The 24,879-nt window shown below is 37.7% G+C and carries 25 protein-coding genes and 1 pseudogene; 18 read left to right on the top strand and 8 right to left on the bottom strand.

The window, feature by feature from the left end:
* Positions 1 to 144: 144 nt before the first annotated feature.
* Both HX13_RS14565 and pepT read right to left on the bottom strand, forming a co-directional pair.
* Positions 145 to 714, bottom strand: coding sequence for a hypothetical protein (locus HX13_RS14565; RefSeq protein ID WP_050021710.1), 570 nt, complete (start codon positions 712 to 714; stop codon positions 145 to 147).
* Between the two features lie 4 nt (positions 715 to 718).
* Positions 719 to 1,966, bottom strand: coding sequence for a peptidase T (gene pepT, locus HX13_RS14560; RefSeq protein ID WP_050021709.1), 1,248 nt, complete (start codon positions 1,964 to 1,966; stop codon positions 719 to 721).
* A 587-nt stretch (positions 1,967 to 2,553) separates the two neighbouring features.
* On the opposite strand from pepT, the gene HX13_RS14555 reads away from it, so the two are divergent.
* The 15 genes and pseudogenes from HX13_RS14555 to HX13_RS14495 all read left to right on the top strand — a co-directional run bounded on the left by HX13_RS14555 (position 2,554) and on the right by HX13_RS14495 (position 19,072).
* Positions 2,554 to 2,964, top strand: coding sequence for an RrF2 family transcriptional regulator (locus HX13_RS14555; protein ID WP_082129165.1), 411 nt, complete (start codon positions 2,554 to 2,556; stop codon positions 2,962 to 2,964).
* A 90-nt stretch (positions 2,965 to 3,054) separates the two neighbouring features.
* Positions 3,055 to 3,769 (top strand): annotated as a pseudogene (locus tag HX13_RS14550) (phosphoadenylyl-sulfate reductase).
* Positions 3,770 to 3,778: 9 nt separating this feature from the next.
* Positions 3,779 to 4,687: a sulfate adenylyltransferase subunit CysD gene (cysD, locus tag HX13_RS14545; RefSeq protein ID WP_050021708.1), complete on the top strand. Its 909-nt coding sequence runs from the start codon at positions 3,779 to 3,781 to the stop codon at positions 4,685 to 4,687.
* A 60-nt stretch (positions 4,688 to 4,747) separates the two neighbouring features.
* On the top strand, positions 4,748 to 5,986 hold the full coding sequence (locus HX13_RS14540; protein ID WP_050021707.1) for a sulfate adenylyltransferase subunit 1: 1,239 nt from the start codon (positions 4,748 to 4,750) through the stop codon (positions 5,984 to 5,986).
* Positions 5,987 to 6,820 carry a serine O-acetyltransferase EpsC gene (gene epsC, locus HX13_RS14535; RefSeq protein WP_050021706.1) on the top strand — a complete coding sequence of 278 codons (834 nt, stop codon included), beginning with the start codon at positions 5,987 to 5,989 and terminating at the stop codon, positions 6,818 to 6,820.
* Between the two features lie 23 nt (positions 6,821 to 6,843).
* Entirely contained in the window at positions 6,844 to 7,755 is a 912-nt protein-coding gene (cysK, locus tag HX13_RS14530; protein WP_050021705.1) for a cysteine synthase A, read from the top strand.
* A 19-nt stretch (positions 7,756 to 7,774) separates the two neighbouring features.
* Complete coding sequence (cobA, locus tag HX13_RS14525) at positions 7,775 to 8,617, top strand: uroporphyrinogen-III C-methyltransferase (protein WP_050021704.1); 843 nt, start codon at positions 7,775 to 7,777, stop codon at positions 8,615 to 8,617.
* Complete coding sequence (locus HX13_RS24475) at positions 8,607 to 9,149, top strand: flavodoxin domain-containing protein (protein ID WP_238555369.1); 543 nt, start codon at positions 8,607 to 8,609, stop codon at positions 9,147 to 9,149. The genes cobA and HX13_RS24475 overlap by 11 nt, the downstream gene beginning before the upstream one ends.
* 83 nt (positions 9,150 to 9,232) lie before the next feature.
* Positions 9,233 to 10,324 carry a sulfite reductase flavoprotein subunit alpha gene (locus tag HX13_RS24470; RefSeq protein ID WP_238555368.1) on the top strand — a complete coding sequence of 364 codons (1,092 nt, stop codon included), beginning with the start codon at positions 9,233 to 9,235 and terminating at the stop codon, positions 10,322 to 10,324.
* 188 nt (positions 10,325 to 10,512) lie between these two features.
* Complete coding sequence (locus HX13_RS14515) at positions 10,513 to 12,153, top strand: NADPH-dependent assimilatory sulfite reductase hemoprotein subunit (RefSeq protein ID WP_050021703.1); 1,641 nt, start codon at positions 10,513 to 10,515, stop codon at positions 12,151 to 12,153.
* 438 nt (positions 12,154 to 12,591) lie between these two features.
* Complete coding sequence (locus HX13_RS14510) at positions 12,592 to 15,474, top strand: TonB-dependent receptor (protein ID WP_050021702.1); 2,883 nt, start codon at positions 12,592 to 12,594, stop codon at positions 15,472 to 15,474.
* Complete coding sequence (locus tag HX13_RS25640) at positions 15,471 to 15,611, top strand: NAD(P)-dependent oxidoreductase (RefSeq protein WP_262483556.1); 141 nt, start codon at positions 15,471 to 15,473, stop codon at positions 15,609 to 15,611. The genes HX13_RS14510 and HX13_RS25640 overlap by 4 nt, the downstream gene beginning before the upstream one ends.
* On the top strand, positions 15,601 to 16,998 hold the full coding sequence (locus HX13_RS25635; protein ID WP_262483555.1) for a TSUP family transporter: 1,398 nt from the start codon (positions 15,601 to 15,603) through the stop codon (positions 16,996 to 16,998). The genes HX13_RS25640 and HX13_RS25635 overlap by 11 nt, the downstream gene beginning before the upstream one ends.
* Positions 16,999 to 17,190: 192 nt before the next feature.
* Positions 17,191 to 18,120, top strand: a complete 930-nt coding sequence (locus HX13_RS14500) for a hydroxymethylglutaryl-CoA lyase (protein WP_238555367.1) — start codon at positions 17,191 to 17,193, stop codon at positions 18,118 to 18,120.
* Positions 18,121 to 18,241: 121 nt separating this feature from the next.
* A complete protein-coding gene (locus HX13_RS14495) occupies positions 18,242 to 19,072 on the top strand; it encodes a sulfurtransferase (RefSeq protein WP_050021701.1) in 831 nt (276 codons plus the stop codon).
* A 152-nt stretch (positions 19,073 to 19,224) separates the two neighbouring features.
* Here the strand turns inward: HX13_RS14495 and HX13_RS14490 are convergent, their stop codons facing one another.
* Both HX13_RS14490 and HX13_RS14485 read right to left on the bottom strand, forming a co-directional pair.
* Positions 19,225 to 19,551 carry an SUF system Fe-S cluster assembly protein gene (locus tag HX13_RS14490; protein WP_050021700.1) on the bottom strand — a complete coding sequence of 109 codons (327 nt, stop codon included), beginning with the start codon at positions 19,549 to 19,551 and terminating at the stop codon, positions 19,225 to 19,227.
* 3 nt (positions 19,552 to 19,554) lie between these two features.
* The gene (locus HX13_RS14485; protein ID WP_050021884.1) at positions 19,555 to 20,256 is read right to left on the bottom strand and encodes a 3'-5' exonuclease; all 702 of its coding nucleotides are present in this window, start codon (positions 20,254 to 20,256) and stop codon (positions 19,555 to 19,557) included.
* Positions 20,257 to 20,337: 81 nt separating this feature from the next.
* Here HX13_RS14485 and HX13_RS14480 point away from each other — a divergent pair, with 81 nt between their 5' ends.
* Complete coding sequence (locus HX13_RS14480) at positions 20,338 to 21,009, top strand: DUF4382 domain-containing protein (protein WP_128572431.1); 672 nt, start codon at positions 20,338 to 20,340, stop codon at positions 21,007 to 21,009.
* A 361-nt stretch (positions 21,010 to 21,370) separates the two neighbouring features.
* Here the strand turns inward: HX13_RS14480 and HX13_RS14470 are convergent, their stop codons facing one another.
* From HX13_RS14470 to HX13_RS14455, 4 genes are all read right to left on the bottom strand, one after another.
* Positions 21,371 to 21,718 (bottom strand): tRNA-binding protein, encoded by a 348-nt coding sequence (locus tag HX13_RS14470; RefSeq protein ID WP_050021697.1) that lies wholly within the window; start codon positions 21,716 to 21,718, stop codon positions 21,371 to 21,373.
* Positions 21,715 to 22,224, bottom strand: coding sequence for a hypothetical protein (locus HX13_RS14465; protein WP_050021696.1), 510 nt, complete (start codon positions 22,222 to 22,224; stop codon positions 21,715 to 21,717). Before HX13_RS14465 ends, HX13_RS14470 begins: the two co-directional genes overlap by 4 nt.
* A gap of 142 nt (positions 22,225 to 22,366) precedes the next feature.
* Positions 22,367 to 22,696: a hypothetical protein gene (locus HX13_RS14460; protein ID WP_128572430.1), complete on the bottom strand. Its 330-nt coding sequence runs from the start codon at positions 22,694 to 22,696 to the stop codon at positions 22,367 to 22,369.
* A gap of 140 nt (positions 22,697 to 22,836) precedes the next feature.
* Positions 22,837 to 23,343: a hypothetical protein gene (locus HX13_RS14455; protein WP_050021694.1), complete on the bottom strand. Its 507-nt coding sequence runs from the start codon at positions 23,341 to 23,343 to the stop codon at positions 22,837 to 22,839.
* A 206-nt stretch (positions 23,344 to 23,549) separates the two neighbouring features.
* Here HX13_RS14455 and HX13_RS14450 point away from each other — a divergent pair, with 206 nt between their 5' ends.
* Both HX13_RS14450 and HX13_RS14445 read left to right on the top strand, forming a co-directional pair.
* On the top strand, positions 23,550 to 24,380 hold the full coding sequence (locus HX13_RS14450) for a hypothetical protein (protein WP_050021693.1): 831 nt from the start codon (positions 23,550 to 23,552) through the stop codon (positions 24,378 to 24,380).
* Between the two features lie 13 nt (positions 24,381 to 24,393).
* Positions 24,394 to 24,864, top strand: coding sequence for a hypothetical protein (locus tag HX13_RS14445; protein ID WP_050021883.1), 471 nt, complete (start codon positions 24,394 to 24,396; stop codon positions 24,862 to 24,864).
* Positions 24,865 to 24,879 lie beyond the last annotated feature (15 nt).

Below are 24,879 nucleotides of genomic sequence, written 5' to 3'. Positions count from 1 at the left end.
TATTTATCTCTCGCTGATTGAACTGATTGTACAGATTTCTCTACAAACATCTGCGTATAACCATATTTCACCTTCTCACTTTTGCAGAATAAAATGATAGGTGTCTAAAAAAATGCTGCCTCATTTTTTGAAGCAGCATTGTATTTATTTTTTAAATGTTAAAACCAAAGGAAGGGATACAGTAGAAGATACCGGTTTTCCGTTGCTTTCTGCGGGTTTCCATTTGCCCAGGTTTTTAATGCGGTAAAAAGCTGCTTCAATAAAGGCATTTACATCTTCGTTATTTCCTTTTACATTGGCATCAAGGGCATTTCCTTTAGAGTCAACCACAAAAGTCATTGTTGCTTTGTAAGAATCCGAAGAAAAATTTAAAAAAGCAAGATCCACTGCTTCATATAAAAGTTTTTGGAAAGAGGCCTTACCTTTATCATATTCAGCTTCTTTAGTGATTTTTGATTTTGTTGGAGGATCTAATGCAATTAGTTTCTTCTCTTCAGCAGAAACTTTATCCAGTGCGTTTTTATACGCTGATATTTTCTCTTCTGTCAAAAGCCACTCCTTCTTAGTTCTTAGATCATTAGGCTTAGGATATTTGTTATATAAAGCCTTTATCTTTCTGTCATAGCGGGAATCTGCCCTCTGAAATTCAGAAACCTGGGCATAGCCGAACACAAAAGTAATAATGAATGCTAATGCTAAGAGCTTTTTAATCATTGTATTAAGCTTTTACGATGTTAATAATAACTTCAGTTGCTTTCTCCATACTTTCTAAAGCAACATATTCGTACGGTCCGTGGAAGTTGATGCCTCCCGCGAAGATATTAGGACATGGAAGGCCCATATAAGATAGTTGTGCCCCATCCGTTCCTCCTCTGATCGCTTTGATCTTAGGCTCAATACCAGCTTCTTTCATCGCTTTGGCTGCAAGGTCTACAATATGCATTTTACCTTCAAACTGCTGTTTCATGTTTCTGTATTGTTCCTTGATTTCTACTTCTGCCGTTCCTTCACCATGCTTTTGATTGAATTCAGCTACTTTTGCTTCAAGGAATTTCTTTCTTGCCTCAAATTTATCAGCGTCATGGTCACGGATGATGTATTGAAGTTTAGCTTCAGAAATATCAGCAGTAATATCCATTAAATGGTAGAATCCTTCAAAACCTTTTGTCGTTGCAGGAGTTTCATTAGCAGGTAGCATCTGGGCAAATTCAGCTGCTAAAAGCGCAGCATTGATCATTTTCCCATAGGCATAACCCGGGTGTACACTTAATCCGTGAATTTTAACTACCGCTCCGGCAGCATTGAAGTTTTCATATTCCAATTCTCCAACTTCTCCGCCATCCATGGTGTAAGCCCACTCAGCCCCGAATTTTGCAACATCAAACTTGTGAGCTCCTCTTCCGATCTCTTCATCCGGAGTAAATCCTACAGCAATTCTGCCATGTTTGATTTCCGGGTGGGCAATAAGATACTCTGCAGCCGTTACAATTTCCGCGCATCCGGCTTTATCGTCAGCACCAAGAAGAGTGGTTCCATCCGTGGTAATCAGGGTCTGGCCGATATATTTTTTTAAGCTTTCAAATTTTGAAGGAGACAAAGTAAATCCTGTAGTCTGATTTAGAAGAAGATCATTTCCGTCATAGTTTTCCCACACCTGTGGTCTTACATTTTCACCACTGAAGTCAGGGGATGTATCATAATGCGAAATAAATCCAATCGTAGGCCTGTCATCATTTTCAAGGTTAGAAGGAACATATCCCATAATATAACCGTTATCATCAATTGAAACATCTTCCAAACCTATTGTCTTCAGTTCTTCAGTAATGTAATTTGCGATGTCCCATTGTCTTGAAGTGGAGGGAGTATTTTCGCTTTCAGCATCACTGGTTGAATATATTTTTACATAACTAAGAAAACGATTCAGTAATTTCTCTTTCCACAATTGATTAAATTCTATTGTACTCATCAGATATCTTAAATTTGAACAAATATACGATGTATATTGTTCAGATTTTATTTTTATGGCATCTTTCTGATAATACGTTTACTTAGAAAGAATCAATGAAATGGTGAATAAAACTTTGATTTTAACTTATGGGTTCTTTTTAAAACATAATGCTTTTAATTTTAACCGCAGATTTCACAGATTTGCACAGATGTTTATGTGTAGTTTAATCATGCGGATAAAGCAGGTAGCAAAAAAATCTTTGATTTTAACTTGTGTGAACTTCTTAGCGCTATGCTTTCACTTTAAAAAGCTAAAGTGTCCAAAAATTTTTAATGTCTTTTGTGGTTTAATTTAAACCGCAGATTTCACAGATTTTCACAGATGTTTATGTGTAGTTTAATCATGCAGATAAAGCAGGTAGCAAAAATCTTTGATTTTACCTTGTGTGAACTTCTTAGCGTTATGCTTTTAACTTTAAAAAGCTAAAGTGTCCAAAACTTTTGTTGGTTTTATTTTCATCAGGACTCTCTTATGTTTTATCTTTTTAAACTGATGTTTAACCCATATTTCGCCAATCGGATAAATTGTTATAACTTGCATGGATTATGATGTCCAAACGCTGCAAATATGCTCTAAAAGCAATGGTAAGGCTGGCAAGAAACTACAATCAGGGGTTTTTGCCCACTGCTGTTATTGCTCAGGATGAAAATATACCCAGAAAGTTTTTGGAACAGATTCTTTTGGAACTGAAAAGGGCAAAGCTGGTCAATAGTAAACAGGGAACAGCTGGAGGGTATTACCTTCTTAAGTCCCCGGATGAGGTCTCATTAGCAGATATTTACCGGATTTTTGAAGGTCCTATCGCTCTGACTCCGTGCGTATCTTTAAATTTTTATGAACCTTGTGACGACTGTGTCGATGAGGCAGTATGTTATCTTAGAAAAGAATTAATTATTGTTCGTGAAAAAACCAGGAAAAGCATGATGGAAGCTACTCTTACATCATTTCTGAAATAAAATCAAAATTTTTTTTAATGTTATATTCTACTAATTTGGTAGGATATATAGAATTTTATATATATTTGCATCAGTTAAAATCAATTGCAAATGGAAAATCATCTGAAAATAGAATTCAATAAACTACTGGAACTGGCTTCAGAAGAGGAGATTAAGGTGGATTTTTTGAAAAAGCTATCAGAATTGTTTCCTGGAGAGGTGATCTTTTCTACCAGTTTCAGTTATGAAGATCAGGTAGTGACTCATTTGATAAAAGACCTTGATATTGATATTTTCACATTGGATACGGGAAGGCTTTTTGAGCAGACATATGAAACATGGACGGCTTCAAGAGCTTTTTTTCAAAAAAAATATCAAGGTCTATTATCCGGATCCGGAAGCTTTACAAAAATTTGTATCAGAAAACGGCCCGGATTCATTTTATCAATCAGTAGATCAAAGAAAGGCTTGCTGTAATATCCGTAAAGTTCAGCCTTTGAAACAAGCACTTAAAGGATACAAAGTATGGATCACCGGTTTAAGATCTGAACATTCCGTAGGAAGGAAACAAATGCCTCAGCTGGAATGGGATGCGGATCATCAGATCATCAAATTCCATCCGCTTTTGAACTGGACAACAAAACAGGTAGAAGACTATGTTCAGTCTCATCATCTGCCTTACAACTATCTGCATAAAAAAGGATTTGTAAGTATTGGCTGTGCGCCCTGCACAAGAGCTATAAAAGAAGGAGAAGACTTTAGAGCCGGCCGCTGGTGGTGGGAAGATGCTGATAAAAAAGAATGCGGTTTACATATTCATCAATAAAAATATACTATGTCACTATATCATTTCAATTATTTAGACCAATTAGAATCTGAATCTATTTACATTTTAAGAGAAACTGCAGGGCAGTTTGAGCGTCCTGCACTCTTATTCAGTGGAGGAAAAGACAGTATTGTGCTGGCTCACCTGGCTTCAAAAGCATTTCCTTACGGAAAAATACCTTTCACTTTTGTTCATGTAGATACAGGACATAATTTCCCTGAAGTATTACATTTCAGAGATCAGCTTGTGGCACAAAAAGGAGTAGATCTGGTTGTCCGTAAAGTGGAAGACACAATAAAAGAAAGAAAGCTTACCGAACCTAAAGGTCGTTTTCCAAGCCGTAACTGGTTGCAGACGTTTACTTTACTTGATACTATTGAAGAATTTGAATTTGATGCCTGTATCGGTGGAGCACGTAGAGATGAAGAAAAAGCCAGAGCTAAAGAAAGGATTTTTTCAGTGAGGGACGAATTTGGACAATGGGACCCTAAACTTCAACGCCCTGAGCTATGGAATATTTTCAACGGAAGAATCCATAAAGGTGAAAACGTAAGAGTTTTTCCGATCAGCAACTGGACGGAGCTGGATGTCTGGAATTACATCCGGAGAGAAAATATAGACCTTCCGTCTATTTATTTTTCGCATGAAAGAGAAGTAGTAGACCTTAACGGACAATGGATCGCCAACTCCGAATTTGCTTCTCTGGAAGAAAATGATATTGTAATTACAAAAAAAATACGCTACCGAACCGTAGGAGACATGACTTGTACAGCCGCGGTAGAATCTGAAGCCGCTACAGTAGACAGCGTCATTGAAGAAATACTGGCTACCAGAATTTCCGAAAGAGGAGAGACCAGAATTGACGACAGGGTTACCGAAGCAGCAATGGAAGACCGTAAAAAAGGAGGCTATTTTTAATAACTAATGAACATTCAATATGAGTCATTACTTATAACTAATCATTTATAATCAAAGAACGTGGACATATTAAGATTTATAACAGCAGGAAGTGTGGATGACGGTAAAAGTACCCTCATCGGAAGACTGCTTTACGATAGCAAAAGTATCTTGCAGGATCAGCTGGAAGTACTTGAAAAACACTCTAAAAACAAAAATGAGGACGGAGTAGACCTGGCTCTTCTAACAGACGGATTGCGTGCGGAAAGAGAACAGGGAATTACCATTGATGTTGCCTACAGGTATTTTTCAACGGCCAAAAGAAAGTTTATTATTGCTGATGCGCCGGGACATGTGCAGTATACCCGCAATATGGTCACCGGAGCTTCTAATTCAGATCTGATGGTCATTCTCATTGATGCCAGAAAAGGAGTTATTGAGCAAACGAGAAGACACTCAATCATCGCATCGCTTTTACAATTGAAAAAAGTGGTAGTAGCCATTAATAAAATGGATATGGTGGATTATTCAAAAGAGATTTTTGAAAACATCAAAGCAGAATATTCTCATATTGCAAAAAGTCTTGGCCTGAAGGATGTAACTTATTTTCCAATCTCGGCATTTAACGGAGACAATATTGTTTCTCTATCGTCCAATACAGATTGGTATAAAGGAAAACCCCTCCTTGAATATTTGGAAGAAGTAAATATTGACCAGGAGAAGAATAAAGGAAACCGCTTTCAGGTTCAATATGTGATTCGTCCACAAACTGAAGAACTGCATGATTATAGAGGATATGCCGGACAGGTTTTAAGCGGAAGTTTTCAAAAAGGAGACCAGATTCACATTCTTCCGGCAGGTATTGCTACGAAAATATCTTCCATTGAAATCAATGGAGCCGAAGTAGAGCAAGCTTTTGAAGGGCAGCCTGTCATTATACGTGTAGAAAATGATATTGATATCAGCAGGGGAGATTTCTTTACCACTAGGGAAGAGCTTCCTCAGGTAGAAAAAGAATGGGAAGGATTATTGTGCTGGGTAGATGAGAAAGCGCTTCAGCCGGGTAATAAATATCTGATACAGCATCACAGCCGGTTATTGAAAGCTGTGGTCAAAGAAATCGATTATAAAATTGATGTCAACACCCTGGAACATGAAGAAGTAAAAGGAGAGGTGAAGCTCAATGAGATTGCAAAAGTCAGAATCAGGACGGCACAGCCGTTGGTGTTTGATGATTTTATCAGCAACAAAACAACCGGATCTGCAATTTTGGTGGATGAAACGTCCAATGCCACTGTTGCAGCCATAATAATTCAGTAAATGCCTGTTTCATTAGATTTTATCGGAAATATTCTTCAAAATAAAAAGCTGGGTCCTCATGGTTTTTTTGATAAAACCAAGATGGAAACTTTTGTGACGGGATTATACAATACCCTGTTTCTTCCACAGCATATTGATACTGAAGAACAGCTGCAGCAGGATTTTGAGAAATTGAATAAAGCACTTTTTGAACTTATTTTAAGTGGAGTTAATCATGATGAAAGTTGGGCTAAAAAGCAAACAGAAGTTTTTTTTGATGAATTGTCCAACATTTACCATACGCTCATTTTAGATGCCGGATCCATTCTGGAATTTGATCCTGCGACAGAATCTCTGGAAGAAATACTTCTTTCTTATCCCGGTTTTTTTGCAACCTATGTGTACAGGATTTCTCACCAGCTCTGGATGCAGGAAGTGAATACATTGCCGCGTGTTATTTCAGAATATGGGCATAGCAAAACAGGTGTGGATATTCATCCGGGAGCTGAAATCGGAAAACATTTTTTCATCGATCATGGAACCGGTATTGTCATCGGAGAAACAACGGTAATCGGAGATCATGTTAAAATTTATCAGGGAGTTACTCTGGGAGCATTGAATGTTTCCAAAGAATTTGCCAACCAAAAAAGACATCCCAATATTGAAGACAATGTCATCATTTATTCTGGGGCAACTATTTTAGGAGGAAATACTACAGTAGGAAAAGACAGTATTATTGGAGGAAATGTTTGGATCACCCAAAATGTACCGGCTAATTCCCTGGTCTACAACAAAAGCGAAATAAAAATAAAGGATAACGGGCCCCTTCCCGAATCTTTAACATTTGTAATATAAAAAATAACATAAATTGAATAGATATGAAGTTCCAAAACACATTAGAAGCGATCGGAAATACACCGGTAGTCAGAATCAACAAACTTTTCGGAGCCGATCATGAAGTCTGGATTAAACTGGAAAAAAACAATCCCGGAGGAAGTATCAAGGACAGAATTGCTTTGGCTATGATTGAAGATGCAGAATCGAAAGGCCTGTTAAATAAAGATAGTGTCATTATAGAACCTACCAGTGGAAACACAGGAATAGGACTGGCATTGGTAGCTGCCGTAAAAAACTATAAGCTGATTCTGGTGATGCCTGAAAGTATGAGCCTTGAGCGCCGTAAAATTATGGAATCATACGGAGCAGAATTTGTGTTAACACCCAGAGAAAAAGGAATGAAAGGGGCAATTGAAAAAGCAGAAGAACTGTCAAAAGAAACTCCCAATTCATGGATTCCGAGACAATTTGACAACCCGGCTAATGTAAAAGCTCATACAGAAACTACTGCTCAGGAAATTTTGAAAGATTTTCCTGAAGGATTAGATTACGTGATCACAGGAGTAGGAACGGGCGGACATATCACCGGAATCGCAAAAGTTTTGAAAGAAAAACTTCCCAATATTAAAGTAATTGCTGTAGAACCTGAATTATCTCCGGTATTGAGTGGGGGAGTTCCGGCACCACATCCTTTACAAGGTTTGGGAGCAGGATTTGTTCCTTCCATATTAGACACTGATATTCTGGATGGCATCATTAAAGTGGGAAAAGAAGAAGCTTTCACCTATACTCAGAATGCCGCTAAAAAAGAAGGCCTTTTTGTAGGAATTTCTACAGGAGCAGCTCTTGCTGCGGTAGCTCAAAAACTTCCGGAAATTCCTTCCGGCTCTAAAATACTGACGATCAACTACGACACAGGTGAAAGATACCTGTCTGTCGAAGGACTTTTCTAACCCCATTTAATTCCATACCATGATACATCCTCATACACCACAGGTTTACCTGGTGGGTGCAGGGCCTGGTGACCCTGATTTGATTACAATGAAAGCTGTAAAAGCTGTTGCTTCCGCTGATGTTATTTTGTGTGACAGGCTGGTAAGTCCCGAAATTATAGACCGCTATGTCAATAAGGAAACAGAAGTGATATACGTAGGCAAAGAATGTAGTAAAAATGCTTCTACACCACAATCCTTGATCAATACCCTGATGGTAGAATATGCAGAACAGGGAAAAATTGTCGTAAGGCTTAAAGGAGGAGATGTTTCAGTTTTTTCCAATGTCCTTGATGAGTTAAAAGCTTTAAAGCAAAATCAGATTTCATATGAAATTATTCCCGGTATTACAGCAGCTTTGGGAGCTGCTGCCTATGCAGGAATGCCTTTAACGGCCAGAGATCATGCGACCTCAGTTCGTTTTCTGACCTATTATAAAAGTGAAATTCTAACTGATGCTTACTGGAAAGAACTGGGCAACTCAGATGATACCCTTGTTTTTTACATGTCTAAAGGAAATCTGAATGCTTTGGTAGAAAAGTTTTTGAAATTCGGAGCAATGAATGGGAAAAAAATAGCAGTTATAGAGCAGGCAACCACGCCTTATCAAAAGGTTTATACATCCTCCCTGGAAGATTTTCAGAAGAATTTAGGGAACAAAACATTTATATCCCCATCTCTGGTTGTTGTTGGCAAAGTGGTTCATCTGCATGAAGAATTTTCATGGCTATCGGCAGAAACACAGGAAGGGCTGTACTTTAAATCAGTCACTAACGGAAGTATCTTACCTAATCCACAAAATTTATTTGAATATGCTGTCTGAAAATAAATTAAATGTACTTAAAGAAATATCCAGCAGTTTCTCGAGAGATGAAGCTGTTTGGGCCAGTGGTTTCCTTGCGGGCCTTGCCGGCTTGTCAACAGCGTCTGTTATAGAGCCCTCTCTGTCACATTCTGCGCCTGTTTATTCCGTTGCTGTAAAAAAAATTACCCTTGCCTACGGAACTGAAACGGGGAATAGTAAAAAGCTGGCGGTAGAATTGGCGGGAATGATTAAGAAAAAAGGTCTTCAGGTAAAACTGGCTGATCTGTCTCAGTATAAGCCTAAAGACCTTGTCAAAGAAGAATTTTTCTTTGTTATTATCAGTACACAGGGAGAAGGTGAGCCTCCGGTCCTTGTAAAAAAGTTTTATGATCATATCCATGAAAATGATGTTGATCTTAATCACCTTAAGTTTGGTGTTCTTGCACTGGGAGACAGCAGTTATCCCTTGTTCTGTAAGACCGGGGAAGATGTAGATTCCCGTCTCGAAGTCATGGGAGCACAACGTATCATTCCTTTGAAAAAAATGTGATGTAGATTATGAGCGGGACGCTGAAAGCTGGGCCGGACATATCCTGGATGTGGTAAACAAAACAGCAGAAAGCAGCAGCAAAAGTGTTTCAGTTCCAAAAGCTTCTACAGGAAGAAAAAAAATATCAGGGAAAAATTTCATCCATCATCAATCTTAATGACATAACCTCTGAAAAAGAGACTTATCATATAGAAATAGAAACGGAAGAACCTATTGTCTATACTCCGGGAGCAGCATTAGGAGTGGTTGCCTTTAATCCCAAACCGGTTGTGGATGAAATTATTAGCCTGACAGGAATCAATCCTCAAAAGCAGATTGAGACGGCAAAAATTACAGCGAGTGTAGAGGAATTGTTGCATAAACATCTTAATATAAGTTATCTGCTTAAAACAACCGTTGCCCGTTATGCAGAAATTACAGGACACAGTATCCCGGAAGTTCGTTTGGGACTTCTGGATCTGATAAGGATTTATCCTGTGAAAAATGCCGAAGAATTTGAACAGATAATCCCGGTTTTGACAGCGCAGGCCCCTCGTCTGTATTCCATTTCTTCATCTCCTGAGGCTCATGGTGATACTGAGATTCATATTACCGTTGCCCGATCTGAATTTTTTATTGATGACAAAAAGCAGGATGGATTATGTAGTGGCTTTCTGGCAGGATTTAATGAAGGAGAAAATCTGGAATTCTATATTCAGGAAGCAAAACATTTCCGGCTTCCTGGACCTGATAAAGATATGATTATGATTGGACCGGGAACGGGTATTGCACCTTTCAGATCATTCCTATGGGAAAGAGATGCACTGGGTGCCGAGGGTAGAAACTGGTTGTTTTTCGGAGACCGGAATTTTGTTTCAGATTTTCTTTACCAGGCAGAGTTACAGGATTTCCTTAAAACAGGGACTTTAACTCATTTAGATCTGGCATTCTCAAGAGATACTGCTGAAAAAATATACGTGCAGCATAAACTACAGCAGAAAGCTCAGGAAGTATACCATTGGTTGGAAAGTGGAGCCTCCTTATATGTTTGCGGAGCTAAAGATCCAATGAGTAGAGATGTTGAAAATACTCTTTTAGAGATCATTCAATGGGAAGGGAAGCAAAGCCCGGAAGAAGCCAGACTTTACCTCGAAGATTTGGAACTAAACGGCAGATATCATAAAGATGTGTATTAATCATAATATGAATCTTTGTGTGAAGTAAAGAGTACAATTTTGATTTTTTATCTCGCAGATTTCACAAATTAAGCAGATTCTCATAAAAATCTGCGAAATCACCTTAATCTGCGTGAAAATAAGATAAACGCAAAGATTTTATAGCTAAAAAAATCATATTGAATGCACAACCATCATAAAATAAAAACATGACTCAAAAAAATAATCTTTCACCGGTAGAAAGAATCAAAACAGAAAGTAACGGATTAAGAGGAACCTTAAGGGAAAGCCTTTTAGATGACTATACCGGAGCCATCAGAGAAGATGATCAGAACCTCATCAAATTTCACGGAATGTACCAGCAGGACGATAGAGACAGGCGCGAAGAAAGAATTGCTAAAAAACTGGAATGGCTGTATTCTTTTATGATCAGGCTAAGGCTTCCGGGAGGTTTTCTAACAGGAGATCAGTGGATTGGCCTTCATGACATTGCAGGAGAGCATTCCACCGGAGTTATTAAAGTGACTACCCGGCAGACAATCCAGCTGCATGGGATTCTAAAATCACATATCAGACCTACCATTCAGCAGTTTAACCTGCAGCATCTTGATTCCGTTGCTGCGTGTGGGGATGTCAACAGAAATGTTACCTGTACGTCGAATCCTTCAGAATCTCCATTGCATCAGCAGGTCTATGAATTGGCGGGAAAAATAAGCGAAATGTGCCTGCCAAAAACAAAGGCGTATTATGACCTTTGGATTGATGATGAATTGGTGGTTGAAAGAAAAGCAGAAGAAGACCCTCTGTATCAGGACAGATATCTGCCGAGAAAACTGAAAATAGGAATTGCCATTCCGCCTAATAACGATGTGGATGTTTTTATCAATGATATTGCCCTTATCGCTGTCATTGAAAATGATGAATTGGTAGGGTACAATATCGCTGCCGGAGGAGGACTTGGGGCTACTCATGGAAATGAAGCGACTTATGCCCGTCTGGCTTCTCTTTTAGGCTTTGTGGATTCGGAAGAAAAAGCCTTGAAAGCGGTTTATGAAATTATTACAGTACAACGCGACTTCGGAAACAGGAGTGACCGAAAATTATCGAGATTAAAATATACGATTGATAAACTGGGTATTGAAGAATATAAAAAAGAAGTTGAAAAAAGAACAGGATTTCAGTTTGAACCTGTCCGTGAATTCACCTTTACCCAAAGGAAAGACCGTTATGGCTGGGTGCAGAATCATGAAGGGAAATGGTTTTATACGGTATTTGTAGAACATGGAAGAATCTTGGATATAGAAGGGTATCCTTTAAAGACAGGATTATTAAAAATCGCTGAAACCGGAAAAACCAATTTCAGATTTACCTGTAACCAGAACCTGATTCTTTCTGATATTACAGAAAATGATAAAGCTGAAATAGAAACGCTTCTTACCGAATATGGAATTGCCCATTATACGGAAAATGCAGGAGCAATGCGTAAAAACTCAGTGGCTTGTGTTGCTTTGAATACCTGCTCCCTGGCTTTAGCGGAAGCTCAGCGTTATCTGCCTGACTTAGTAACAAAAATAGAGCCTGTTCTTGAAAAATATGGACTTCAGAATGATGATATCACCATTCGTATGACCGGATGTCCCAATGGTTGTGGAAGATCACCAAATGCAGAAATCGGGCTGATAGGAACGGCATATGGTAAATATAATCTTCATATTGGTGGTGACAGGCTGGGAATGCGCCTTAACACCAAATACAAAGAAAATTTAGGTGAAGACGAAATTCTAGGAAGTCTTGATGAGCTTTTCAAAATGTATGTGGAAGAAAGGCTTCCTGAGGAAACATTTGGGTGACTTCTCGCATCGCTATTTGAGCTTGGAGAAGGCGTAAAGTTTTCCTTTAAAATAAAATCCAACCACAAAAGGCACAAAAGATTATGACGTGTAGGTGAGTTTAAGTGACTACTTACTAACTCTTTTTAAGATCACTAAAGTTTTTGAAAATCTTCGATTTTCATCTTATGTGAACTTCTTATGCAGTTCTTTTTAAACTTACTTATGTGGACTAAAGTGTTCTAAAATAGAAACTTTTGTGACTGTTGTGGTTAATTGTTTGATTAACAGTGTTTTTAATAAACGAACAGAACCGAAAATATTAATATATGATTACAACTCTTCATCGAAGACAGAAAATTAAAAATCAATCTCTGCCTGTTTTAGAGAAACGAATGTGTATGTGTTGTCTTTTAATGACCACATAATCATTTTGTTAACTCTAAAACACACACCTCCATGAAACATAAATCCCATGAATACCTCCAAAAGAAAATATATTTTGTCCTATTTACATTTTTACTGACAGGTCTTACGCAGGCACAGCAGCTTATTGAAGTAACCGGAACCATTAAAAATACCGACTCTCATAAAGGAATTGCCGGAGCTCAGATCAAAGCTGAAAATACTGAAGATATGGCGACTACAGACCCTGAAGGGAATTTTAATTTAAGGACCCGGGTGAAAATTCCTTTCAGGATTGTGATCGAAAAAGAAGGCTTTACCACCCGGACTTTTGAAATCCTTTCATTGTCCAACAAAATCGCGATAGAATTAAATCCTCAGAATACCATCATCAATGAAGTGGTTATCTCTGCCTCCCGGGTTCCTGAAAAAGTGTTGAGGTCTCCGGTCGCCATTGAAAAAATTGATATTAAAACCATCCGTGAAAGTCCTGCAGCATCGTTTTATGAAACATTAGAGAACGTCAAAGGATTACAGCTTTTAACGTCAAGTCTTACTTTAAAAGTTCCCAACTCAAGAGGATTCAACTCTCCGAATAACTTCCGGTTTATGCAGCTGGTAGATGGGGTGGATGTACAGTCAGCAACATTAGGTGTTCCATTGGGTAATGCCATTGGTCCTACAGAACTTGATATTCAATCCATGGAAATCACTCCGGGAGCAGCATCAGCTCTTTACGGAATGAATGCTGTGAACGGCTTGGCCAGCCTTCAGACCAAAGACCCTTTTACTTCGGAAGGAATAAGCCTTTATTTCAAAGGAGGAGTGAACCATGTGGATCATATCAATCATACAACAGCCCCCTTGGGTGAAAGTGCGATAAGGATAGCTAAAGTATTGAATAAAAACTGGGCCGTAAAAGTTAATGCATCTTACCTCAGTGGAGTAGACTGGGTTTCAGATAATCACACCGATCAGAATCCTAACTCATTCATTACAGCCAACCCTCAGTTTGCTTTCACCAATAATCCCGCTGAAGACCTTTGGAATAAATATGGAGACGAAAGAAACAACCGTACAACGGTAAAAGTAAATTATAACGGAAAGCCAACCACTTTCAACGTATCGAGGACGGGATATTATGAAAAAGACCTTGTAAGTCCTGAAGTAAAGAATATTAAGTTTGATGCAGGATTGTATTACCGCTTTGGAGACCAATGGAAGGCTTCCTATGTTTATCGCTATGGATTGCTGGACGGAACTTTCCAGAGAGGAAACAAAATCCGTCTTCAAAACGCAACCGTCCAGAATCATAAAGTGGAACTTACGGGGAAAGAGCTTACATTCAGAGCGTATATGTCGATTGAAAATACAGGTGATTCTTATAACCTTAAACCCTTAGCCGATAATCTTGATCTGACGAATCTTTCCAATACCAATTGGAAAACTATTTTTCAAAATACCCTACAAGACAGGCTTAATGCAGGGGTTACTCTGAATGATGCCATGATACTGGCACGTCAGGCTGCAGATAAAAACCGTGTTGTTCCCGGAACAGCCGCTTTTGAACAATTGAAAAATACCATCATCGGAATTAATAACTGGGACTCCGCCAATGCGGGAATTGCAGGTGCTCCCGCAACAGGAGGGGCTAAACTTGAACAGAAATCTCACTTCTATCAGGGAGAAATGACTTATGACTTTACAAGGCTGGTAAAGGTATTCAGTTTATTAGCGGGAGCAGATTACCGTTTGTACAGCATTACTCCGGATGGGAATAACTTTGTTGACTTTACAAGACCGGTTAATGAGAGAAATATTCCTCTGGCAGATGGTACATTCGGGAAAAATGTAATCTACCAGAAATATGGGGCGTTTATTCAGCTTACCAAGCTTTTCTTTGAAGATCAATTAAAAATAAACTTTGCCTTAAGGGTAGACAGAAATCCGGAGTTTGAAACAAAGCTTAATCCAAGGGTAAGTATCGTTTACTCTCCTGTGAAACAACATAATTTCAGGGTTTCTTTTCAAAACGGATATCGGTTCCCGTCATTATTTGAAGCATTATCTTTTGTAAACAACGGGAATGTAAGAAGAGTAGGAGGCCTTGAAAAAGCGAATGAAGGCTTGGGATATCTTGAGAACTCTTATACCTTAGCTTCTATCGATCAGTTTACTTCTGCTGTTAATAAAGAAGCAGATGCCGGAGGAAACCAAAACCAGGCAGCATTAAAGAACAGAACCCTTTTGGTTGCAGCAGACTTACAAAAGCTACAACCTGAAAAAGTAAATTCTTTTGAAGTAGGTTATAAATCATCATTGTTCAATGGAAAGCTGGTCATTGATTGGGATTTTTATTACAACATGTATGAAGGTTTTCTAGGACAGGTAGAAGTAGCGGTTCCCAAAAACGGAAAGATAGGAAGCGATAATGCTGTTTTGGATATGCTGGATCGAAGCAAACAGGATCGATATAGAGTATATACCAATAGTACAAGTGTTTATAAAAGTTTAGGAACTTCTTTGGGCGTTCGCTACAATGTGGTAAAAAATTATAATATCAATGCAAATGTATCTTATAACGACTTAGTATCTTCCAATACTTCCGATCTTTTTATAACGGCTTTCAATACCCCAAAATGGGCTGTGAATGTAAGTATAGGAAACAGGGAAATTGTAAAGAATATCGGATTTACGCTGGCAGCAAGATGGCAAAATAAGTTTCAGTGGGAAAGCCCTTTGGCTTCAGGAGAAATTCCGGCTTATTATACCATTGATGCACAAGCAACCTGGCGAATTCCTGAAATCAATGCAAATGTAAAAATCGGAGCAACGAATTTGCTGAACCGTCGTTACTTTCAATATGCTGCCGGGCCTGAAATTGGCGGATTATATTATCTGGCAGTTACTTATGACTTAAAACTTTCGGTAAGATGAGCAATACGTTATATCCCATTTTTTTAAAACTCGAAGAATTATCTCTGTTGATTATTGGTGGAGGCAATATCGCTTTGGAAAAGCTTCAGTCGGTTCTTACCAATGCTCCGGAAACTAAGATTAAAATTGGTAGGTAAAGAAATTAATGATGAAATTAAAACCTTGCCCCAACAGTTTCCTAATCTGGAACTTCACGAAAGACCATATGCAGACCAAGATTTTGAAAATACAGATCTCGTGATTGCAGCAGTGAATGATATTGAACTGGCAGAACAGATCCGAAAAGAAGCCCATCAGAACAACCTGCTTGTGAATATCGCAGACAAGCCCGGATTGTGTGATTTTTACTTAGGATCTATTGTCCGAAAAGGAAATCTTAAAATTGCAATTTCCACGAATGGTAAATCTCCCACGATTGCCAAGAGACTGCGGGAGATGCTAACAGAAACCATCCCTGATGAAGATATGAATGGGTTGCTTGATAATATGCAGAGTATCAGAAATCGGCTGCAAGGAAACTTTGATGAAAAAGTTAAGACACTGAATAAACTGACAACGCAGTACCTGGAAGAAAAAGACAATCCGGACCATAGAACAAAACTGGAAATGGAAAAGCTGATCAGCATTACCAAAAACGCACAGAGACGAGCGAATATCTATTTGGGAATCATAGGAGTTTTCATTCTTGTGGCTGTTTTGGCGTTAATTATCTATCAATTTAATCTGTCGGGAGACCTTCAGGTTTTTCTTAGCAAGGATGGGTATATATTTTACTGGATGTTACTGGCAGGGTTTCTGGCCGAAATTGTTGCCGGATCTATGGGAATGGGGTATGGTGTCATATGTACAACGATACTAATGTTACTCAATGTACCACCTCCTGTCATCAGTGCAAGTATTCACTCCGCTGAATCATTTACTTCTGCAGCCGGAAGTATCAGTCATTTTAAAATAGGGAATGTCAACAAAAAAATGGTGTTGGTTTTATTTCCTGTGGCAGCTTTAGGTGCATTTATCGGTGCTTTTGCATTATCGCATTTCGGGGAATATTATGCTCATATTGTAAAACCTGTAATCGCCTGTTATACTTTGTATTTAGGAATCAACATTCTTAGAAATGCTTTTAAGAAAAAAGGGAAAACGGCGAATTCTTCCAGACGTCATAAAAGAACAAACCTTAGAGTTTTGGGTTTGGTTGGCGGGTTTATTGATTCCTTTGCAGGCGGAGGATGGGGGCCATTGGTAACCGGAACTCTGATTAAAGAAGGAAGAACTCCCAGATATGTCGTAGGAAGTTCAACAATGGCTAAATTTTTATTGACAGTAGTCAGTGCCATCACTTTTATTTTCACCATCGGAATCCATCACTGGAATATTGTATTGGGACTTCTTTTGGGTGGAGTGTTTACCGCTCCCTTTTCGGCAATGCTTACTTCCCGCCTTCCCGCTAAAAAAATGTTTGTGGTAGTAGGAGTAGTAGTTATCGTGATGAGCCTTATATCCATCATGAAAGCTTTACTATAAATATTTTTAGATCAAATAGTCAGGTAAAAATGCTTCATTAGGCTTTCTGGGTTACTTCTGTGGATATGAATATTGATGATTGAAATTTTAAATCAGATATAAAGGATTGAAAATCAAAATAATGATAGATTTGTATGTGCCGGATACCAAATTATTTAGTTTTATTATATTTGAGAAAATCAAAAAGTAAAAATGTTTCTTACCGAATGTCCTAGAGATGCCATGCAGGGGTGGGGAGAGTTCATCCCTACCAATAAAAAAATAGATTATATCAACTCTTTAATGGATGTTGGTTTTGATGTATTGGACTGTCTGAGTTTTGTTTCTCCAAAAGCAATCCCTCAGATGGCTGACTCTGATGAGGTGGCAGAAAATATTGATAAATCCCGCTCCAAGACGAAAGTTTCTGCGATTATCGGAAATTATAGAGGAGCAGAAAAAGCTTTGAAGCACCAGTCGGTGGATATTCTTGGATTCCCTTTTTCTATTTCTGAAACTTTTCAGCATAGAAATACCAACAAGAGCCAGGAAGAAGCTTTTGATGAAATTATCAGAATGCTTGATCTGGTAAAAAGTGAAGGAAAACAACTGAATATCTACTTTTCCATGGCTTTTGGAAACCCTTACGGTGAAATGTGGAAATGGGAAGATGTAGACCAGTGGGCACAGCGATTTTCAGAAATCGGGGTGAAAGATATCTTACTTTCGGATACAACAGGAGTGGCAACTCCGGAAACCATTGCTCTTTTATTTGAAAAAATCCCATCCAAATATCCTGCAATCAATTTTGGTGGACATTTTCACAACCGTTACGAAGATTCTTATTCCAAATTGAAAGCAGCTTATGATAAAGGCTGCAGAAGATTTGACAGCGCGATTAAAGGAATTGGCGGTTGCCCGATGGCCAAGGACGATCTTGTAGGAAATATGCCTACAGAGCAGGTTATTAACTTTATGAGCGTTGAAAAGGTAGATCATAAACTAAACCTGCTCAACTTTGAAAGCTCTTATAATAAAGCAAAAGATATTTTTTCATTTTTAAAAATGAATAAGAAAATGAATCTCACGCAGATTTTACGGATTAAGCAGATTTTCTCTGCGAAATTGGCGAGATCTGCGTGAAATAAAAGAATACTAATGCAGGTATAATCCTGAGCATAGTCGAAGTAGACTTTCTTACTCTATATGAAAACCATTGGCTTTAGCCAAAACCTGATTAATTCAAACCCAAAAAATCAACAAAATGCTTCCCATTATTTCACCATCTGAATTAAAGGCACTCTCTTCGGAAAATCTGATCATCCTTGACGCAAGAACGGGAAAAGATATTCGTCAAAATTACCTTGAAAAGCATATCAAAGGAGCCAGATTCATCGATTTGGATAAAGATCTTGCAGAGATAGGAGACGACGCAGCCTTTGGAGGAAGACACCCACTTCCAAGTATAGAAAAATTTGCAGAAACGCTTTCAAACCTGGGTATATCAGAAGGGGCTCGTATTGTGGTTTATGATGATAAAAACGGATCCAATGCTGCGGCAAGGGCCTGGTGGATGCTGAAAGCTTTTGGATTTGAAAAGGTGCAGGTTCTCGATGGAGGAATGCAGGCTGCAGAAAAAAACGGAATTCCATTTTCATCAGGAGAGGAAATTTTTGACAAGGCTTCACTGATTACAAAAGAAAGTTGGTCTCTTCCGACTTCAACCCTGGAAGATGTTGAAAATGAATTACAAAAGGATTCTTCAACCGTTATTGATGTAAGAGATGCCTATCGATACAGAGGAGAATCCGAACCTATTGACCTGGTTGCCGGGCATATTCCGGGAGCTATTAATATTCCTTTTTCAGAAAATCTGGATGAGAACGGATTATTCCTAAGTCCTGAAATGCTAAGGAAAAAATACAACCAATTACTGGAAAATAAACCTGAAAATCTGATTATTCATTGTGGTTCAGGAGTAACGGCATGTCATACCATTTTAGCCCTAACGTATGCAGGATTTGATATCCCAAATCTTTATGTAGGTTCATGGAGCGAATGGAGCAGAAGAGAAGGAAAAGAAATTGCAAAATAATATTTGAAGGAAGCAAGATGCTGGAAGAGAAAAATCCTTGAGGTTACAGAAGAATTGAATCTATGTTGTTAATATAGTTTCTGCCAAATAATTGTTAGAAATTATATCGAACAACACTAACTTCCTGCCTCCCTCTTCCAGCTTCTGGCCTATTATAGCATTCCCAATTCAAATTTTGCCTCTTCACTCATCATATCCTTATTCCAGCTTGGTTCAAAGGTAAGTTCGAGGTCAACACTTTTTACATGTTCTACTTCTCCTACTTTATCTTTTACTTCTTGTGGAAGTGTTTCCGCTACCGGACAATTGGGAGTGGTAAGGGTCATTATAATTTTTACATCGGCATCATCGGAGATCTGTACATCATAAATCAGCCCTAGTTCGTAGATATCTACCGGAATTTCGGGGTCATATACGGTTTTTAGAACGCTGATGATTTCCTCACCAATGTCAGCAATTTGATCGTCTGTAAATTTCATTTTTTAATCTAGATTGATATTCCTTTTCAACAAATCTTCCTGGCGCATACGCCGGAAAATATTTGCCAAAGTTAAGACATCTTTTTCACAATAGTCTACAATTCGCTGCAAGTCTTTTTCTATGTAGTAAATTGATGAAACCATTGAGCCGTCAATATCATCCTTCGGAGTGGGAATACCAAAGACATGAGCCAGTAATTCTAATGATACAAAACTTTTATAATCCCCGAACTTCCATAGTTCCATCGTATCGATGTGGGGAATTTCCCAGGGTTTCTTTCCAAACATCTGAAACGGTGCCGGTGGTTGCATTCCATTGATGAGATAGCGCCGGGCAATCCACGGGAAATCAAATTCTTTTCCGTTGTGGGCACAAAGGATCACATTATAAAGTCTAGGGCTGTTGAAGATTTCTCCAAATTCCTGAAGCATTTTTTTCTCATCGTGACCATAAAAGCTTTTAATCTTTAAAGTCTCATTTTTTTCAAGCATTCCTATGGTAATACAGATAATCTTTCCAAACTCGGCCATTATGCCGGCTCTTTCATAAAATTCCTCTGCAGAAACATCTTCTTTCCTCTGAAACTTTGTTTTTTTATCCCAGAGGTACCGGTCGGTTTCAGACAACTCGCTCCAGGAGCCTGCTTGAGGAACGGTCTCAATATCAAGAAATAAAACTCTTTCTAAGGGGATGTTTTGGATCATTTTTTGTTTTTTATAACCGAAATATATGACATAATAAACCAATTATCCAAAACGTTTTTATTATACATAAAATTTAAGCTTATGAAGAATTTATTCATTATAGGAAGCAGTATTTGCTTACTATTGTTAGCGTCATGTAATGATTCTGATGAAAAAGGTACTGCTACAGTGAATGTAAGGCTTACCGATGGTCCTGCTATGTATGACGCTGTTAATATTGATATTCAAAGAATTGAAATCAACAGTAACGGAGAGTGGACCGCATTGAATTTTCCAAAGCCGGGAGTGTATAACCTCCTTAATTTTAAAAACGGAACCGATGTGGTTTTAGGACAGGCCGTACTCCCGGAAGGAAATGTTTCCCAGATGAGAATGGTGCTGGGACCTAATAACACTTTGGTTGTAAATGGAGTAACTCACCCGCTGCAAACCCCATCTGCTCAACAGAGTGGATTGAAGTTTAACTGGCATCAGACACTAGCTGCGAACGGAGCCTATAATGTATGGATCGATTTTGATGCTGGTAGATCTATTGTTACAACAGGAAACGGTGCCTATATTTTAAAACCTGTGATCAGAACCTTTTCTGAACTTACCAATGGACAAATAAAAGGTTACGTTCAGCCGCAAGCTGCCAAAGCAGTGGTTCATGCCATAATGGCATCGGATACTATTGCCACGGCTATTCCGAATCCTGATGGATTTTTTTATGTTTTCGGGACTTTCTCAGGGAAGCTATACCGTTTCCTATGATGCGTCAAATGGTACAGGATACGTTGATGAAAACTCCGGACCTGTATCTGTAACTTTCGGACAGATCACTGATCTGGGTACAAAAACCTTACATCAATAAAGGTTATCTTAAATAACCTCAGCCCGGAATGAGGAATTCTGATGTAATCAATTTTGAAGTTAAGGAATAGAAGATGGAAGTTACGGAGGTAATAAAATAACCATTTATCTGTTTTATCTTTTTTAAAGTAATTAATGGTGTTAATTATGACTGAAAGTAACTTCCAGCTTCCATCCTTACTTTCTAAACCCAAACTCAGGTTAAATACTATAAGCCCTTGTAAGAGTTTCATAAAGTTAATTCATTTTTAAATTGTAATTATTATCCTACCTGCATGCCGTTTTTTGTAGGCAGAGAAGGGGTTAAAAGGGTAACATCCTTTTTATCTTCTCCATATAATCCTAAAACAAGGCATTCACTGAAAAAATTGGCGATCTGCTTTTTAGGAAAATTAACAACGGCTAAAATCTGTTTCCCTATCAAATCTTCTTTTTTGTATAGTGATGTAATCTGTGCGGATGATTTTCTGATACCTAATTCCCCAAAATCTATTTCCAACTGATATGATGGGTTTCTTGCTTTTTCAAAATCATTAACGGATAGAATGGTTCCGCACCGGATGTCTATTTTTTCAAAATCTGCCCAGGTTATATCTGGTTTTACATTCATGGTAAGGTGTTTATTAAATGTTCTACTTCTGTTTTCTGTTCTGCATATTTTTGTTGTAATTCGGAGCCTTCACCCATTCTTCTATAATATTCCAGGGCTTTGCCGCCGAAGAATTTTTTGTGAAAGTCTGAAACCTCAGGAATCTGTGGGAAAACTTTATGAAAAAGCATCTCATAATAGGCCTGAAACTCCCGCTCATTTTTGTCTTCTATCACTTGTCCCGGAGCTTTTTGTCTTACATGGAGCATTTCATGGGCGATCATGTTCAACACAAGATTCAAATCAAAATCAAATAAATTTTTAGGAATCATTACCGTCTGCGGTCCTCCCAGTTCACCTTCTGCAGTAAGAAGCATTGATGTAGGAGAGAGCTCCTGCCTGAATCCAAACCCTGCAAAATTCTCATGCTCCAGGTTAAAAGAATGAATCAGGTACCGGGCCGCATCCAAAATCTGGTTGTGTTCTTTGTAGGCTTCAAGATGTAGATTGACCTGCTCGAAATTCATTTGAAAATATGTTTTCTAACAAATGTATTAAAATATTGAGAATTGATGAGAATGTTTGAAGAGTAAAGTATTGATGGAGTAATGCTGATAATAACCCGATTTTTAGATCTCCATATCATTCGGTTTTATAAGATGGGGGCCTTTACATAGATAATTGAATACTTTTTTTTAATTGTTCTATTTTATTATACATTTTGTTAAAGAAAATATTTCTGGCTTTATTGTTTGCGGAAAGCAGTTCCGAGTTTTTCAGGATCAGTTCGAGGCTTTTTTCATAATTATTACAAACCCTCTCATCTAAAGTATAATAATAGCTTAGAATACTATAGGGTAAAAACAGCATTTTCTGATCTAAGAATTTTATAAAAACACTATTATTCATAATTAAAAGATCATTCTGATATAGTTTAAAGTATGCCTCCTGTCCATTCTTCTTCTCATTAAGAGCTTCATTCTCTATGAGTTTCAACATATGTAAAATTTCATCACATATTTTTTTGAACATTGATTGTACTGATCATCTCCAATTGATGAAAATATATGAGTTGTTCAAGCATAGCATAAATGGTAACATTACTCCATATTTCTGTAGAACTCACATTATGATATATTTCAGAAAGTTGTCGGCCTTTTTTGTTTAATTTTTTCAGGAACTTTAAACTCTTCAAAATCTATTCTTTGTGAAAAGAAATTAGCATCCATTAGTTTTAGCCATGTATAGATTTTAAATTTTTGTAATTGTTCAGACTTCATAAAATAAAAGAGTGGAATATCTTTTGCGGCATAAATGAATTCAACATTTGGAATTTCTTTCATCTTCTTCAGATTCTCAATAGAAAATTCAAAATATTTTTCCAAATCTTCTATATTATAAATATCATGCACTCTGTTTACAACAATATTATTGATATTGGAGTCATGAATTGAATCTAGGGAAATACCAAAGTGTGAGGCCATAGTAATTCCCTCATTAAATGTAATATGGCTTTTTCCATTAATTCTTCTGTAGGCTGTATCATTGGATAATGCAAGTTTATCAATCATTACATCAACCAAATTCTTTTTTCCTTCGGATTCACTTAGGAGTAGGTCAAAAAGATTTTTTTGGTAATTTTTCATAAGTATTGTGCTTTGGGTAAATATATCTAAAAAAGCTTGAATTATTGTTCTTTTTAGATAAATTGTCTGTTTTTCAGCATTAATTTAGACACATTGTCCTTTCATAACTTGCTGATTTTCTTGAATTTTGTAACAATAAAAAATATTTTTTTGAAAAAAACATCAATATTGATCTTATATAATTAATCACTTTAAAATTGTTATAAATGAAAATTAAGATATTATCCTTTTCTTTGTTGGTTTCTACATTTACATTGGCTCAAAGCTGGAATACCACAGGGAATGCAGGAACCAATCCTGCAATAAATTTTATTGGGACAACAGATGGACAACCATTAATCCTAAAGGCTAATAATAAAGCGTCTATCCGTATACTTCCTACAGGGAATGTAAGAATTGGTTTAGGTGATACAGATATTAATCCTCTTTCCAATCTGAGGGTTTATAATACTGGAGACTCTCTTCTTGAAGTTGCCAGTTCGGTAGGTTTATTCCAAATTGCCAAGTCCGGATGTAACGGGTGTTTTGGTGGTATGACTGGAGATACAGTGCTAAGAAACCTTGGGAAAAGCCATACTATTATTCTTGCGATGCCTAATAATGTTAATGATGGTGGGTCTTACGTAGGCATTCAGGATGGAACCAATGGTACATGGGTTAAATTCTTTAATAATGCTATTGCCAAAATTGATGGTAAAGTCTATGCTAAAGAAGTTGAAGTAAAGGCTAATGTTTGGGCTGATTATGTATTCAGAGAAAATTATCAGCTCCGTACCTTAGAAGAAATTGAAAAGTATATTGCAGAAAAAGGGCATTTGCCCGATATCCCGCCTGCACAGGAAGTGATGGAAAACGGAATTAATATAGCACAAATGGATGCTAAGCTTCTTGAAAAAATAGAAGAGCTAACCCTTTACTCCATACAACAAAATAAAGAGATCAAGAAACTTCAGGAAGAGAACAAAACTTTGAAGTCCCAATCTGAGAAGATTGAAAAGCTGGAACAGCAGGTTCAGAAACTTTTATCTAATCAATAATAAAAATATTCATATGAAAAGAAAACTATTTTCTCTAGTTTCTTTATTAATAGGATTTCTTGGTTTCTCACAGGCTGAAGTGTACTTCAAATATGATGAAGCCGGAAGCCAAAGATACAGAGGAATAAATGCCAATGCCAAACAGACACCGGAAACTTTATCAAAAACGGAATCTAAAACTACTTCTTTGGCCCAGCCTGCTGTTGTTATGGATGAGAAAGCCTTCTGGAAGCAGATACGGCTGTATCCTGTTCCTGTTAATGACATTCTTACCATTGATTGGACTAATGAAGTAGACGGACTGATAGAATCCGTTTCGCTCTATCAGCATAGTACGGTTCATTGGAAATTTCAACTGCAAAATGCACCCGGGTTGAATAGGCAGGTTAAGATCAGCATGACCGGTTATGATTGGGGTGTTTATATTTTGCGTTTTACGTTGAAGGACGGAAGAGTCTTTGGCAGGAATATTACCAAAAGATAAAAGATTGGGAAAGGG

Source organism: Chryseobacterium sp. P1-3 (genome assembly GCF_000738495.1).
Lineage (GTDB): Bacteria > Bacteroidota > Bacteroidia > Flavobacteriales > Weeksellaceae > Chryseobacterium > Chryseobacterium gallinarum.
Note: the sequence above shows the minus strand (reverse complement) of the source record. Positions and strands in the feature narration are given on the sequence as shown.

Bases quoted from the DNA above. Each gene is read 5' to 3' on its own strand.
- HX13_RS14490 (WP_050021700.1), bottom strand. From the start codon at position 19,551: ATGAAATTTACAGACGATCAAATTGCTGACATTGGTGAGGAAATCATC.
- pepT (WP_050021709.1), bottom strand. From the start codon at position 1,966: ATGAGTACAATAGAATTTAATCAATTGTGGAAAGAGAAATTACTGAAT.
- HX13_RS14555 (WP_082129165.1), top strand. From the start codon at position 2,554: ATGATGTCCAAACGCTGCAAATATGCTCTAAAAGCAATGGTAAGGCTG.
- HX13_RS25640 (WP_262483556.1), top strand. From the start codon at position 15,471: ATGAGCAATACGTTATATCCCATTTTTTTAAAACTCGAAGAATTATCT.
- HX13_RS14455 (WP_050021694.1), bottom strand. From the start codon at position 23,343: ATGAAAAATTACCAAAAAAATCTTTTTGACCTACTCCTAAGTGAATCC.
- cysK (WP_050021705.1), top strand. From the start codon at position 6,844: ATGAAGTTCCAAAACACATTAGAAGCGATCGGAAATACACCGGTAGTC.
- epsC (WP_050021706.1), top strand. From the start codon at position 5,987: ATGCCTGTTTCATTAGATTTTATCGGAAATATTCTTCAAAATAAAAAG.
- HX13_RS14495 (WP_050021701.1), top strand. From the start codon at position 18,242: ATGCTTCCCATTATTTCACCATCTGAATTAAAGGCACTCTCTTCGGAA.
- HX13_RS14565 (WP_050021710.1), bottom strand. From the start codon at position 714: ATGATTAAAAAGCTCTTAGCATTAGCATTCATTATTACTTTTGTGTTC.
- HX13_RS24475 (WP_238555369.1), top strand. From the start codon at position 8,607: ATGCTGTCTGAAAATAAATTAAATGTACTTAAAGAAATATCCAGCAGT.
- HX13_RS14450 (WP_050021693.1), top strand. From the start codon at position 23,550: ATGAAAATTAAGATATTATCCTTTTCTTTGTTGGTTTCTACATTTACA.
- HX13_RS14465 (WP_050021696.1), bottom strand. From the start codon at position 22,224: ATGAATTTCGAGCAGGTCAATCTACATCTTGAAGCCTACAAAGAACAC.
- cobA (WP_050021704.1), top strand. From the start codon at position 7,775: ATGATACATCCTCATACACCACAGGTTTACCTGGTGGGTGCAGGGCCT.
- HX13_RS14510 (WP_050021702.1), top strand. From the start codon at position 12,592: ATGAAACATAAATCCCATGAATACCTCCAAAAGAAAATATATTTTGTC.
- HX13_RS14445 (WP_050021883.1), top strand. From the start codon at position 24,394: ATGAAAAGAAAACTATTTTCTCTAGTTTCTTTATTAATAGGATTTCTT.
- HX13_RS14500 (WP_238555367.1), top strand. From the start codon at position 17,191: ATGTTTCTTACCGAATGTCCTAGAGATGCCATGCAGGGGTGGGGAGAG.
- HX13_RS14480 (WP_128572431.1), top strand. From the start codon at position 20,338: ATGAAGAATTTATTCATTATAGGAAGCAGTATTTGCTTACTATTGTTA.
- HX13_RS14460 (WP_128572430.1), bottom strand. From the start codon at position 22,696: ATGTTGAAACTCATAGAGAATGAAGCTCTTAATGAGAAGAAGAATGGA.
- HX13_RS14470 (WP_050021697.1), bottom strand. From the start codon at position 21,718: ATGAATGTAAAACCAGATATAACCTGGGCAGATTTTGAAAAAATAGAC.
- cysD (WP_050021708.1), top strand. From the start codon at position 3,779: ATGTCACTATATCATTTCAATTATTTAGACCAATTAGAATCTGAATCT.
- HX13_RS14485 (WP_050021884.1), bottom strand. From the start codon at position 20,256: ATGATCCAAAACATCCCCTTAGAAAGAGTTTTATTTCTTGATATTGAG.
- HX13_RS14515 (WP_050021703.1), top strand. From the start codon at position 10,513: ATGACTCAAAAAAATAATCTTTCACCGGTAGAAAGAATCAAAACAGAA.